At 68.0% G+C, this 14194-nt stretch carries 7 protein-coding genes; 6 read left to right on the top strand and 1 reads right to left on the bottom strand.

The window, feature by feature from the left end; all coding sequences use genetic code 11:
- Positions 1-46 precede the first annotated feature (46 nt).
- Positions 47-1372 (top strand): spinster family MFS transporter, encoded by a 1326-nt coding sequence (locus tag DDF62_RS06280; RefSeq protein WP_116488334.1) that lies wholly within the window; start codon positions 47-49, stop codon positions 1370-1372.
- 294 nt (positions 1373-1666) lie between these two features.
- Positions 1667-5023 (top strand): glycosyltransferase, encoded by a 3357-nt coding sequence (locus DDF62_RS06275; protein WP_116488333.1) that lies wholly within the window; start codon positions 1667-1669, stop codon positions 5021-5023.
- Between the two features lie 143 nt (positions 5024-5166).
- On the opposite strand, the gene DDF62_RS06270 is transcribed toward DDF62_RS06275, so the two are convergent.
- Entirely contained in the window at positions 5167-6846 is a 1680-nt protein-coding gene (locus DDF62_RS06270; protein ID WP_116488332.1) for a methyl-accepting chemotaxis protein, read from the bottom strand.
- Positions 6847-7391: 545 nt separating this feature from the next.
- Here DDF62_RS06270 and sucC point away from each other — a divergent pair.
- From sucC to odhB, 4 genes are all read left to right on the top strand, one after another.
- Positions 7392-8591: an ADP-forming succinate--CoA ligase subunit beta gene (gene sucC, locus DDF62_RS06265; RefSeq protein WP_101716975.1), complete on the top strand. Its 1200-nt coding sequence runs from the start codon at positions 7392-7394 to the stop codon at positions 8589-8591.
- 2 nt (positions 8592-8593) lie between these two features.
- Positions 8594-9478 carry a succinate--CoA ligase subunit alpha gene (gene sucD / locus DDF62_RS06260; RefSeq protein WP_058348626.1) on the top strand — a complete coding sequence of 295 codons (885 nt, stop codon included), beginning with the start codon at positions 8594-8596 and terminating at the stop codon, positions 9476-9478.
- Positions 9479-9753: 275 nt separating this feature from the next.
- Positions 9754-12717, top strand: coding sequence for a 2-oxoglutarate dehydrogenase E1 component (locus DDF62_RS06255; protein ID WP_116488331.1), 2964 nt, complete (start codon positions 9754-9756; stop codon positions 12715-12717).
- A 108-nt stretch (positions 12718-12825) separates the two neighbouring features.
- Positions 12826-14043 (top strand): 2-oxoglutarate dehydrogenase complex dihydrolipoyllysine-residue succinyltransferase, encoded by a 1218-nt coding sequence (odhB, locus tag DDF62_RS06250; RefSeq protein WP_116488330.1) that lies wholly within the window; start codon positions 12826-12828, stop codon positions 14041-14043.
- Positions 14044-14194: the final 151 nt, after the last annotated feature.

Raw genomic sequence — 14194 nt, 5'->3', positions numbered from 1 at the left:
GTCGCCCTTTTCTTATTGCAGTGCTTGATTCTTTGAGGGTGGGGCGATGAGCGACGGTCGCAAACAGGACGAGGCCGCGCCGGCCCCGAGCTATCGCTACGTGGTGCTGGCCACGCTGATCCTCGTCTACACCCTGAACTTCCTCGACCGGCAGATCCTCGGGATCCTGGCCAAGCCGATCAAGGACGAGTTTGGCCTCACCGACGGCCAGTTCGGCCTGATGGGCGGCCTAGCCTTCGCCCTGCTCTACACCACCCTGGCCATCCCCATCGCCTGGCTGGCCGACCGCTTCAGCCGCGTGTGGATCATGACCGCGGCCCTCACCGTCTGGAGCGGCTTCACCGCCCTCTGCGGCTTCGCCGGCGGGTTCTGGCAGCTCTTTTTCTCGCGCATGGGCGTCGGCGTCGGCGAGGCCGGCGGCGTGGCCCCGGCCTATTCGCTGATCGCCGACTATTTCCCCAAGAGCCAGCGGGCCCGGGCGCTGGCCGCCTACGCCTTCGGCATCCCGCTGGGCTCGGGCCTGGGCACCCTGGTCGGCGGCCTGCTGGCCGCGACCTACGGCTGGCGCACGGCGTTCATCGTCGTGGGCCTGCTGGGCGTGGTGCTGGCCCCGATCTTCCGCGCCATCGTCAAGGATCCGGTGCGCGGCGGCGCCGACCGCGTCCAGGGCGCGCCGCCGCCCGCGCCGGCCCCTGTCCCGCCGTTCGGCGACGCGGTGCGCCTGCTGGCGGCCAAGCCGTCGTTCTGGCTGCTGTCGTTCGGGGCCGCCGCCTCGTCGGTGTGCGGCTATGGCGTGGCCGCCTGGCTGCCCAGCTTCTTCATGCGCAGCCTCGGCCTCACCCTGTCGCAGACCGCCTGGTACTATTCGGGCATCGCCCTGTTCGGCGGCCTGCTGGGCATCTGGCTGGGCGGCGTCGTGGCCGACAAGCTGGGCGCCAAGTCCAAGTCGGGCTACCCGATCACGCCCGCCATCGCCTTCCTGATCTCGGTGCCCTGCTTCCTGCTGGCCATGAACAGCGGCGCGCTGTTCGGAGGCCTGGGCCGCACCGGCGCCATGACCGCCGCCTTCCTGATCTTCCTGATCCCCACGGGCCTGAACCTGGCCTGGCTGGGCCCCATCACCGCCGCCGTCCAGCACCTGGCCCCGGCCCCGATGCGCACCACCGCCTCGGCCCTGTTCCTGCTGATCAACAACCTCCTCGGCATCGCCGTCGGCATCTACTATTTCGGCCTGGTCTCCGACCTCCTGAAGCCGGTGTTCGGCGCGGAGTCGCTGCGCTGGTCGATCTATACCGGCATGGCCTTCTACCTCGTGGCGGCCGGCCTGTTCTTCCTGGCCAGCAAGCGGCTCGAGAAGGACTGGGTGGACTAATCCGCCGCCTCTCCATTCCTCCCGTCATTCCCGCCCTTGTGGCGGGAACCCCTCTGTCAGCTGCAAGGGTGAGAGGGGCGGACTGCTGAGCAGTCCGCTTGCGCCTCTTGTGGAAGCGGAACCAGGGTTTCCCGCCACAAGGGCGGGAATGACGGGAGCGAGGGGCAGAAGGCGATCCCCCGCCAAAAAGTCGCAGTCGCTTCAAGGCCGTTCAAGCGCCACCGTTCGGACATGATCGAGGATCATTGCGCCGCCGAAACCGTGTTATCAGCGGTATGAACGGGGCACGGCGCGATGAGCGGCGACGATCGGCACATCTTCCATGATCCCACCGGCAAGCGGCGGCGCAGGTTCACCCTCGCGGCGGGCATAGCCCTGTCGCTGGTGGCGGCGATCGTCGCCGGCTTCCTGGCCACCCTGGCCTTCGCCCCGCGCCTGCCGGCGGTGACGCTGAAGGACCCCCACGTGCTGTCGGCGCTGCACGAGGAGACGGTCCATCGCCTCAAGCCCGCCAAGCCGCCGGCCTGGCGCGCCCTGCCCGCCCCCAAGACGCCGGCCGCCATCGGCGCGGCCAAGCCGCTCAGCGTCGGCTTCTACGTGCCCTGGGACGAGGACAGCCGCGAGTCCCTGCGCCGGCACATCGCCGGCCTCGACGTCGTCTCGCCGCAGTGGGTGGCGCTGAACGGCCCCAAGGGCCAGATCTCGGTCGACGACGACCCGGTCGGCACGGCCCGCATCGCCGCCGCGCCCAACCACCCGACCGTGCTGCCGCTGGTCCACAACTCGGCTAACGCCAGCTTCAACGGTCCGATGGCCGACGCCCTGCTGGCCGACCCGGCCGCCCGCAAGGCGCTGATCGACAACCTGGTCGCCCTGGCCCAGCGGCGCGGCTTCGGCGGCTACATCTTCGACCTGGAGGCCCTGTCGCCCAAGGGCCTGGCCAACTATCCGCTGCTGCTGGACGAGGCCCGCGCGGCCTTCAGGGCCTCGGGCCGCGAGGTCTGGGTCACCGCGCCCTTCGACGAGCAGGGCTGGCCGCTGAAACGCCTGCAGCAGTCGGCCGACACCATCGTGCTGATGGCCTACGACCAGCACTACGGCGGCGGCGATCCCGGCCCCAACGCCGGCCAGGACTGGTACGAGAGCGAACTCGACAAGCGCTTCGCCACCCTCGATCCGGCCCGCACCGTGATGGCGCTGGGCGCCTACGGCTACGACTGGACGCTGAAGGCCGACGGGACGGCGGCCAGCGGCGACGCGGCCACCTTCCACGAGGCGATCCGCAACGCCCAGGACGCCGGTGCGGCCATCCGCATGGACGACGACGCCCTCAACCCCACCTACGCCTACGCCGCCGACAACGGCGACAAGCACGTCGTGTGGTTCCTCGACGCGGCCACCCTGTTCAACCAGATCAAGGCCACCGACCCGTTCCGGCCGCGCGGCTATGGCCTGTGGCGCATGGGCGGCGAGGATCCGGGCGTGTGGAGCGTGCTGGGCCAGCCCTACGGCAAGGGCGCGGCTTCGGGCCTCACCCGCATCCCGGCCGGCCAGAGCGTCGACTTCGACGGCGGCGGCGAGGTGCTGCGCGTCTCGTCCCTGCCCACGCCCGGCAAGCGCTCCCTGGAGTTCGACCCCGACACCGGCCTGATCTCGGGCGAGACCTACGACGTGCTGCCCAGCTCCTATGTCATCGAGCGTTACGGCCAGAAGCCGGGCCTGGTGGCCCTGACCTTCGACGACGGTCCCGACCCGCGCTGGACGCCGAAGATCCTCGACATCCTCAAGGCCAAGAACGCCCCGGCGACCTTCTTCGTCATCGGCCAGAACATGCAGAAGCATCCGGGCCTGGTGGCGCGCGAGATCCGCGAGGGCCACGATGTGGGCGGCCACACCTGGACCCACCCCAATATCGGCGAGACGCCGCTGCCCCAGACCCAGGTCGAGCTGAACGCCACCCAGCGCCTGTTCGAGGTGGTCACCGGCCGCTCGATGCGCCTGTTCCGCCCGCCGTTCTTCGGCGACGCCGAGCCCTCGACCCCGCGCGAGGTGGACCCGCTGGTCATCGCCCAGACGCTCGGCTACCTGATCGTCGGCCTGCGGATCGACACCGACGACTGGCAGAAGCCGCCGCCGCAGGTGATCATCGACCGCGCGCTCGACCGGCTCGACCATCCGGGCGCCAATCCCGGCCAGGTGGTGCTGCTGCACGACGCCGGCGGCAATCGCGAGAACACCATCAAGGCCCTGCCCGGCCTGATCGACGGCATCCGCGCCCGCGGCTATCGCCTCGTCACGGTCGGCGAACTGGCCGGCATGACCCCCGAGCAGGTGATGCCCAAGAGCGAACGCGACCCGGTGGGCCTGGCGCTGGACCGCCTGGGTTTCGGCTTCTTCCGGGGGCTGAACGCCCTGCTGGTCGGGCTCTTCATCACCGCCATCGCCCTGGGCGTGGCGCGCCTCGTCTTCCTGGCCTGCCTGGCCCTCGTCCACAAGGCGACCGAGCGCACGCCCGACGACCTCGACCCCGCCACCGGTCCGCTGGTCAGCGTGCTGATCCCCTGCTTCAACGAGGAGAAGGTCATCGCCGCCTCGGTGGCGCGGATCCTGGAAAGCGACTGGACGAACATCGAAGTGCTGGTCCTCGACGACGGCTCCAAGGACCGCACGGCCCAGGAGGTGCGCGACCACTTCGCGGGCGATCCGCGCGTGACCCTGCTGTCGTTCGAGAACGGCGGCAAGGCGCGGGCCGTCAACCGCGGCCTGGCCGTGGCCAGGGGCGAATATGTCGTGGCCCTGGACGCCGACACCCAGTTCCCCACCTCGACCATCGGCCGGCTGGTGCGCTGGTTCGCAGATCCCAAGATCGGCGCGGTGGCCGGCAACGCCATCGTCGGCAACCGCCTCAACATCGTCACCCGCTGGCAGGCGCTGGAATACGTCACCGCCCAGAACCTGGAGCGGCGGGCGCTGGCGGCCCTGGGCGCGGTGACCGTGGTGCCCGGCGCCGTCGGGGCATGGCGCAAGAGCGTGCTCGACGCCCTGGGCGGCTATCCCTCAGACACCCTGGCCGAGGACCAGGACCTGACCATCGCCTGCCAGCGCGCCGGCTGGAAGGTGGCCTTCGACCCGGCCGCCCGCGCCTATACCGAGGCCCCCGACACGGTGTCGGGGCTGCTCAAGCAGCGCTTCCGCTGGTCGTTCGGCACCCTGCAATGCGTGTGGAAGCACCGCGCGGCGCTGTTCAATCCGAAGACCCCGGTGCTGGGCTTCGTGGCCCTGCCCCAGATCTGGCTGTTCCAGATCCTGCTGGCCGTGGCCGCGCCGCTGGTCGACCTGGCCGTGATCTGGAGCCTGGTCTCGGGCCTTTACGCCGCGCTCGCCCATCCGCTGGAGTGGCGGCCCGACGACATGGTGCGCGGCCTGCTCTACTGGGCGGTGTTCATTCTGGTGGACCTGTCGGCCGGCGCCCTGGGCATGGCCCTGGAGAAGCGCGCGCCCTGGGCCGACCTGCCCTACCTGCCGGTGCAGCGCTTCGGCTACCGCCAGCTGATGTACTACGTGGTGGTGAAATCAGTGCTGACCGCCGTGCGCGGCGGCCGCGTCGGCTGGGGCAAGCTGGAGCGCCGCGCGACCGTGGCGGTGAAGTAGAGAAAGAACCTCCCCCTGTGGGGGAGGCGGCCGAAGGCCGGTGGGGGGACGTTTTCAGCTTCTGCGGCGCCGGAAGGGCAGCAACTACTCCCCCCTCCGATCGCTACGCGATCGCCTCCCCCACAGGGGGAGGTTCCTTATGACTAAGCCCGCCGCCTCACAGCTTGCGTCCCCGTCCTGCCGGCGCTGACCTCGAACCTCGACACCATCTGCGCCAGTTCGCCGGCTTCCAGCTTCAGGCTGGCCGAGGCGACGGTGGCTTCCTCGACCATGGCCGAGTTGCGCTGGGTGACCTCGTCCATGCGGTTGACGGCGGTGTTGACCTCCGACAGGCCCGTGGCCTGCTCGCGCGAGGACTGGGCGATCTCCAGGATCAGGCCGTCGATCTTGCCGACCTTGTCGACGATGGTGGCCAGGGCCTCGCCGGTCTCGCCGACCAGCCGCACGCCGCGGCCGACCTGCGAGGTGCTCCTGGCGATCAGGGCCTTGATCTCCTTGGCGGCTTCGGCCGAGCGCTGGGCCAGGGCTCGCACTTCCGACGCCACGACCGCGAAGCCCTTGCCGGCGTCGCCGGCCCGGGCCGCTTCCACGCCCGCGTTCAGGGCCAGCAGATTGGTCTGGAAGGCGATCTCGTCGATCACGCCGATGATGCTGGTGATCTTGCCCGAGCTTTCCTCGATCTCGCCCATGGCCGCGACGGCCTCGCCGACGATCTCGCCCGAGCGGGTGGCGTCGATGCGGGCGGCCGAGGCCACCTGCGAGACCTCGCGCGCGCCCTCGGCGCTGCGGTTGACGGTGGCCGTGATCTGGTCGAGGGCGGCGGCCGCCTCCTCCAGGTTCGAGGCCTGGATCTCGGTGCGGCGCGACAGGTCGTCGGCGGCGATCGAGATCTCCTGCGCCCCGGCCCCGACGCTCTGGGTGGCCGAGGCCACCACGCCCATGGCGCCGTCCAGCGACGACATGGCGCTGTTGAAGTCCTCGCGCACCTTGGCGAACTGCGGGTCGACCGGCCGTTCGATGCGGTAGGTCAGGTTGTTGCGGGCCAGCTGGTCCAGCCCCGTGGCGATGGCGTTGACGGCCTCGACCCGGCCGGTGACCACGGTGGCGAACTTCACGACCTTGGCGATGCGGCGCCGGTGGTCGAAGATCGGGTTGTACGAGGCCTGGATCCACACCGCGCGCCCGCCCTTGCCCAGGCGCTTGAACTCGGCGGCGACGAACTCGCCGGCGTTCAGCCTGGCCCAGAAGGCGGCGTAGCCGGGCGCATCAGCCTCGGCCGGCTCGACGAACATCCGGTGATGACGGCCCTGGATCTCGCCCAGCGAATAGCCCAGGGCGTCGAGGAAGTTCTGGTTGGCGGTCAGGATCTCGCCGGCCGGGGTGAACTCGATCACCGCCTGGGCCCGGCCGATGGCCTCCATCTTGCCGTGCTGCTCGGCGGCGCGGCGCTTCTGCTCGGTGATGTCGGTGGCGATCTTGACGATCCGGGTCACCGCGCCGCGCGCGTTGCGGATCGGATTGTACGAGGCCTGGATCCACACCTCGCGGCCGCCCTTGCCCACCCGCAGGTACTCGCGGGCGTCGAACTCGCCCCGGCCGAGCTTGGCCCAGAAGGCCGCGTAGTCGCTGCTGGCGGCATAGTCGGGCTCGACGAACAGGCTGTGGTGCTGGCCGACGATCTCGGCCAGGTCGTAGCCCATGGCCGAGCAGAAGTTCGCGTTCGCGGTCAGGATCCGGCCCTTCGGATCGAACTCGATGGTCGCCAGCGACCGGTCGAGGGCCGAGAGGGTCTCGACGGCCTGAACTTGCGAGCGGTTGAACATGGAAGCCCTTCCAATGCCGATCCGGGGGTTTTACCCAGAAAGTGTCCAGCAAGGAGAAGCTTCGGGACGGTCAATAAATGATTGATACTTTCAAGACGGAAGGTCGCGCCGAGTATATCCTGCCCCGGTTTTCCGATTTTGCACAAAATGTATCGTATCTAAGTCGTTGTTTTTCCGGCGCTCGCCGCACGGCGGTCGACGACCGCAGCAATACTTCGTCACGAAGTGCGGCAAATGCGCTCCCACGGCGAGCACTGCACAATCGCAGCGCACAAGTCGCCTCATTTCGCGATTGAAGTGAGCGGTAACATCGTTATTTCGCCCTTCCTCCGGTCCTCAACGCCTTGCCAGCCAGGGGCTGTGGACGATTTGCCAAAAGATCAGGCTTTTCGATCGTTCGGCCCAGGAAGGCGGCGCCGTTGTCCGTTCGGACAACGGATCGAAAATATGGGGGCGCCTTATCGTCCAAGTGCGGTTGCGCCTGCGAAATCACGCTCCTATAACGCCGCCACATTCAAGAACCGTCGCGGAAGACCGGTCCCCTCATGAACATTCACGAGCATCAAGCCAAAGCCGTCCTCGCGGAGTTCGGCGCCCCCGTCCCGCGTGGCTTCGCGGCGTTCACCGTCGATGAAGCCGTCGCCGCCGCCGAGAAGCTGGGCGGTCCGGTCTTCGTCGTGAAGAGCCAGATCCACGCCGGCGGCCGCGGCAAGGGCAAGTTCGAGGGCCTCGGCCCCGACGCCAAGGGCGGCGTCCGCGTCGTCAAGTCGGTCGAAGACGTCAAGACCAACGCCGCCGAAATGCTCGGCCGCGTGCTGGTGACGCACCAGACCGGCCCCAAGGGCAAGCAGGTCAACCGCCTCTACATCGAAGAAGGCGCGGCGATCGCCAAGGAATTCTACCTGTCGCTGCTGGTCGACCGTGAAACCTCGATGGTTTCGGTGGTCGCCTCGACCGAAGGCGGCATGGACATCGAAGACGTGGCCCACGCCACGCCGGAGAAGATCCACTCGTTCTCGATCGACCCCGCCACCGGCGTGTGGCCGACCCACCAGCGCGCGCTGGCCAAGGCTCTCGGCCTGACCGGCGGCCTGGCCAAGGAAGCCGCCGTGCTGCTGACGCAGCTCTACACGGCGTTCCTGGCCAAGGACATGGCGATGCTGGAGATCAACCCGCTGATCGTCACCGCCGACGACCACCTGCGCGTCCTGGACGCCAAGCTGTCGTTCGACGGCAACTCGCTGTTCCGCCACCCGGACATCCGCGCCCTGCGCGACGAGAGCGAAGAAGACCCCAAGGAAATCGAAGCCTCGAAGTACGACCTGGCCTACATCGCCCTCGATGGCGAAATCGGCTGCATGGTCAACGGCGCCGGCCTGGCCATGGCCACCATGGACATCATCAAGCTGTACGGCGCCGAGCCGGCCAACTTCCTCGATGTCGGCGGCGGCGCTTCGAAGGAGAAGGTCACCGCGGCCTTCAAGATCATCACCGCCGATCCGGCCGTGAAGGGCATCCTGGTCAACATCTTCGGCGGCATCATGCGCTGCGACATCATCGCGGAAGGCGTCATCGCCGCCGTGAAGGAAGTCGGCCTGACGGTTCCGCTCGTCGTTCGCCTGGAAGGCACCAACGTCGAACTGGGTAAGAAAATCATCTCGGAAAGCGGCCTGAACGTCATCGCCGCCAACGATCTGTCTGACGGCGCCGAGAAGATCGTCGCGGCCGTGAAGGGTGCTCGCTAATCATGTCGATCCTCATCGGTTCTGAAACCAAGGTCATCACCCAGGGCTTCACCGGCGCCCAGGGCACGTTCCACTCGGAACAGGCCATCGCCTACGGCACCAAGATGGTCGGCGGCGTCACCCCGGGTAAGGGCGGCCAGACGCACATCGGCCTGCCGGTGTTCGACACCGTCGGCGAAGCCAAGGAAGCTACCGGCGCCGACGCCTCGGTGATCTACGTTCCGCCGCCCTTTGCGGCCGACTCGATCCTGGAAGCCATCGACGCGGAAATCCCGCTGATCGTCTGCATCACCGAAGGCATCCCGGTGCTGGACATGGTGCGCGTGAAGAAGGCCCTGCAAGGCTCCAAGTCGCGCCTGATCGGCCCGAACTGCCCGGGCGTCCTGACCCCGAACCAGTGCAAGATCGGCATCATGCCGGGTTCGATCTTCTCGGAAGGCTCGGTCGGCGTCGTGTCGCGTTCGGGCACCCTGACCTACGAAGCCGTGTTCCAGACCACCAACGCGGGCCTGGGCCAGACCACGGCCGTCGGCATCGGCGGCGACCCGGTCAAGGGCACCGAGTTCATCGACGTGCTGGAACTGTTCCTGGCCGACGAAGCCACCAAGTCGATCGTCATGATCGGTGAGATCGGCGGCTCGGCCGAAGAAGAAGCGGCCCAGTTCCTGAAGGACGAAGCCAAGCGCGGCCGCAAGAAGCCCATGGTCGGCTTCATCGCCGGTCGCACGGCCCCTCCGGGCCGTCACATGGGTCACGCCGGCGCCATCATCTCGGGCGGCAAGGGCGGCGCCGAGGACAAGATCGCTGCGATGGAAGAAGCGGGCATCCGCGTCTCGCCGTCGCCGGCGAAGCTGGGCGAGACCCTGCTCGAAGTCCTCAAGGGCTAAAAGACTACCGAAACCCCGCCCTGCGCGGGGCCCAGGTTTTTTGCGACCGCCAGTCGACGATCCGAAAAAATCACCTGGGCCCCGCCGCACGGCGCGGGCGACGGGTGATTGAGAGACTATATTTACGGGACCGGTGTCTAAACCGGTCCCGTAAACGGATCCGAAGCGCAGCGGCCGAAAATGGATAGCGGCCAACCGGTCGTCGCGCTTCATGTTTGAAACGAGCTCGTGATCCCGCCGGATGGCCTCGGCGGGCGAGCATCGAGGCGAAGACGATGGCGGACGACGCAGGCATCATCAATCAGGTCTTGACCGAGACCTCCTTCCTCTACGGCGCGAACGCCGCATTCGTTGAGGACCTCTACGCCCAGTGGGCGGAGAACCCCGGGTCGGTCGAGCCCTCTTGGAACGCCTTCTTCTCCTCGCTGGCCGAGCAGGCCGATCAGGTCAAGCGCGCCGCCAAGGACCCGGCCTGGACGCCCAAGAGCGTTCCCGCCGCCCGCCCCGACTGGCTCTCCGCGCTTGACGGCCAGTGGGCCAGCGTCGCCCCCGCCGTCGAAGCCAAGATCGCCAAGGCGGTCGAGGGCAAGGCCCCCGGCGCCTCCGCCGAAGCCGTCCGCGCCGCCACGCTGGACAGCCTGCGCGCCATCATGATGATCCGGGCCTACCGGATGCGCGGCCACCTCGCCGCCAACCTCGACCCCCTGGGCCTGGACCCCGCCAAGGACGCCAGCGAACTGGATCCGGCGACCTACGGCTTCGCCGAGGCCGACTACGACCGTCCGATCTTCCTCGACTTCGTGCTGGGTCTGGAGACCGCCACGATCCGCGAGATCCTGTCGATCCTGCGCCGCACCTACTGCGGCAACGTCGGCGTCCAATACATGCACATCTCCGATCCGGCCGAGAAGGCCTGGCTGCAGGAGCGCATCGAGGGCCGCGACAAGGAAATCACCTTCACCAAGGAAGGCAAGGTCGCCATCCTGAAGAAGCTGGTCGAGGCCGAAGGCTTCGAACGCTTCCTGCACAAGCGTTTCCCCGGCACCAAGCGCTTCGGCCTCGACGGCGGCGAAGCCATGGTCCCGGCCATGGAACAGATCATCAAGCGCGGCGGTTCGCTGGGCGTGAAGGACATCGTCCTGGGCATGCCGCACCGCGGCCGCCTGAACGTGCTGGCCGCCGTGATGGGCAAGCCCTACCACGTGATCTTCCACGAGTTCCAAGGCGGCTCGTCGGTCCCCTCGGACGTCGAGGGTTCGGGCGACGTGAAGTATCACATGGGCGCCTCGTCGGACCGTGAGTTCGACGACAACAAGGTCCACCTGTCGCTCACCGCCAACCCGTCGCACCTGGAAATCGTCAACCCGGTCGTCATCGGCAAGGCCCGCGCCAAGCAGGCCTTCCTGCTGCGCGAGACCCCGGACGCCGGCCGCGGCCACGTGCTGCCGCTGCTGCTGCACGGCGACGCGGCCTTCGCCGGCCAGGGCGTCGTGGCCGAGTGCTTCACCCTGTCGGGCCTGAAGGGCTACCGCACGGGCGGCACCATCCACTTCATCGTCAACAACCAGATCGGCTTCACCACCAGCCCGCGCTACTCGCGCAGCTCGCCGTATCCGAGCGACATGGCGCTGATGGTCGAGGCCCCGATCTTCCACGTGAACGGCGACGATCCCGAAGCCGTGGTGTTCGCGGCCAAGATCGCCACCGAATATCGCCAGATGTTCGGCAAGGACGTGGTCATCGACATGGTCTGCTACCGTCGCTTCGGCCACAACGAAGGCGACGATCCGACCATGACGTCGCCGCTGATGTACGCGAAGATCAAGGGCCACCCCTCGACGCGCGAACTGTACGCCAACCGCCTGATCGCCGAAGGCCTGGTCACCCAGGCCGAGTCCGACGGCTGGGTCGGCGAGTTCGAGACCTTCCTCGACAAGGAATTCGAGTCCGGCAAGAGCTACAAGGCCAACAAGGCCGACTGGCTCGACGGCAAGTGGAAGGGCCTGGCCCAGCCGGGCGACGAAGAGCGCCGCGGCAAGACCGACGTTCCGCTCGCCAAGCTGCAGGAACTGGCCGCCAAGATCACGGCCATCCCCGAGCGCATCGACGCCCACAAGACCGTGCGCCGCGCCATCGAGAACCGTCGTGACGCCTTCACCAAGGGCGAAGGCCTCGACTGGGGCGCCGCCGAGCACATGGCCTTCGCCACCCTGCTCGACGAAGGCTTCCCGGTCCGCCTGTCGGGCCAGGACTCGGTCCGCGGCACCTTCACCCAGCGCCACTCCGACGTCATCGACCAGAAGACCGAAGAGCACTACACGCCGCTGAACAACATCCGCCCCGGCCAGGCCAACTACGAAGTCATCGACTCGGCCCTGTCGGAAGAGGCGGTGCTGGGCTTCGAGTACGGCTTCTCGCTGGCCGACCCGAACACCCTGACCCTGTGGGAAGGCCAGTTCGGCGACTTCGTGAACGGCGCCCAGGTGGTGATCGACCAGTTCATCAGCTCGGGCGAGCGCAAGTGGCTGCGCATGAGCGGTCTGGTGATGCTGCTGCCGCACGGCTACGAAGGCCAGGGCCCCGAGCACAGCTCGGCCCGCCTCGAGCGCTTCCTGCAGTCGTGCGCGGAAGACAACATGCAGGTCGTCAACTGCACCACGCCGGCCAACTACTTCCACGCCCTGCGTCGCCAGATGCACCGTGAGTACCGCAAGCCGCTGATCGTGATGTCGCCCAAGAGCCTGCTGCGCCACAAGCGCGCCGTCTCGAACTTGTCGGACCTGGCCGAAGGCACCGCCTTCCACCGCGTGATGGTGGACGGCGCCGAAGCCGGCTGCGACGTCGGCGGGATCACGCTGAAGAGCGACGATCAGATCAAGCGCGTCATCATGTGCTCGGGCAAGGTCTACTTCGACCTGATCGACCAGCGCGCCAAGACCGGCCGCGACGACGTCTACATCCTGCGCCTGGAGCAGTTCTATCCGTGGCCGATGAAGTCGGTCATGGGCGTCCTGAACCGCTTCAAGAACGCCGAGCTGCTGTGGGTCCAGGAAGAGCCGAAGAACATGGGCGGCTGGACCTTCGTCGATCCGTGGATCGAGCTGACCCTCGACAAGATGGACATCAAGGCCAAGCGCGCCCGCTATGTGGGCCGCCCGGCGAGCGCCTCGACCGCCGCCGGCCTGATGAGCCGCCACCTCAAGGAGCTCGAAGCCTTCCTCACCGAAGCCTTCGCCTAAGAGCACCAACCTTCAAGCCGCCGCGCCCTCGGACTTGTTCGATAGGCGCGGCGGCCTAAGTTCGTTTAGACCCCCGACCGCCAGATCAAAGAGACATCGGAACCTGACATGGCCGACATCATGACCCCCGCCCTGGGCGAATCCGTCACCGAAGCGACGGTCGCCCGCTGGACCAAGAAGGCCGGGGAGGCCGTGAAGAAGGACGAGCTGCTCGTCGAGCTGGAAACCGACAAGGTCAGCCTCGAAGTCGTCTCGCCGGCCGACGGCGTCCTGGCCGCGATCAGCGCCGAGGAAGGCGCCACCGTGGTTCCGGGCACTGTCCTGGGCGTGGTGACCGAAGGCGCGACCGCCTCGGCCGCTCCGGCCGCCGCCGCTCCGGCTCCGGCCGCTGCTCCGGCTCCCGCCCCGGCTCCGGCTCCCGCCGCCGCGGCCCCTGCCGCCCCGGCCGCCGCTCCGGTCAGCCCGGCCCCGGCCCGCGTCGCCGCCGAGAACAACCTCGACCTGTCGAAGGTCGTCGGCACCGGCAAGGACGGCCGCGTGACCAAGGGCGACGCTCTCGCCGCCCTGGAAGCCCGCGCCAGCGCTCCGGCTCCGGCCGCCGCTCCGGCCGCGCCGCGCGCCCTGCACGAACGCGAAGAGCGCGTGAAGATGACGCGCCTGCGTCAGACGATCGCCCGTCGCCTGAAGGAAGCCCAGAACACGGCCGCCATGCTGACGACCTTCAACGAGGTCGACATGAGCGCGGTCATGGCCCTGCGCGCCCAGTACAAGGACGTGTTCGAAAAGCGTCACGGCGTGAAGCTGGGCTTCATGTCGTTCTTCACCAAGGCCGTCGTGGCCGCGCTGAAGGCGATCCCGGACGTCAACGCCGAGATCGACGGCCAGGACGTCATCTACAAGAACCACTACGACATCGGCGTCGCCGTCGGCACCGACAAGGGCCTGGTGGTTCCGGTCGTCCGTGACGCCGACGCGCTGAACCTGGCCGAGATCGAAAAGACCATCGGCGACCTCGGCAAGAAGGCCCGCACCGGCGGCCTGGCCATCGAGGACATGCAGGGCGGCACCTTCACGATCACCAACGGCGGCATCTACGGTTCGCTGATGTCGACCCCGATCCTGAACGCGCCGCAGTCGGGCATCCTGGGCATGCACGCGATCAAGGAACGCGCCATGGTCATCAACGGCAAGATCGAGATCCGTCCGATGATGTACTTGGCCCTGTCGTACGACCACCGCGTCGTCGACGGCGCCGGCGCCGTGACCTTCCTCGTGAAGGTCAAGGAAGCCCTGGAAGACCCGCAGCGCCTGCTGCTGGACCTGTAAGGTTCAGGTCATCCCAGAACGACGAAGGGGCCGCGAAAGCGGCCCCTTTTTCTTTGATCCTCCCCCTGAAGGGGGAGGTGGCCCGGAGGGCCGGAGGGGGAAGCAGTTGCTGACGCGCCGCGATCACTTCCCCCTCAGTCGCTCCGCGACA

The organism is Caulobacter radicis (assembly GCF_003094615.1).
In the GTDB taxonomy this organism is placed as follows: domain Bacteria; phylum Pseudomonadota; class Alphaproteobacteria; order Caulobacterales; family Caulobacteraceae; genus Caulobacter; species Caulobacter radicis.
Note: the sequence above shows the minus strand (reverse complement) of the source record. Positions and strands in the feature narration are given on the sequence as shown.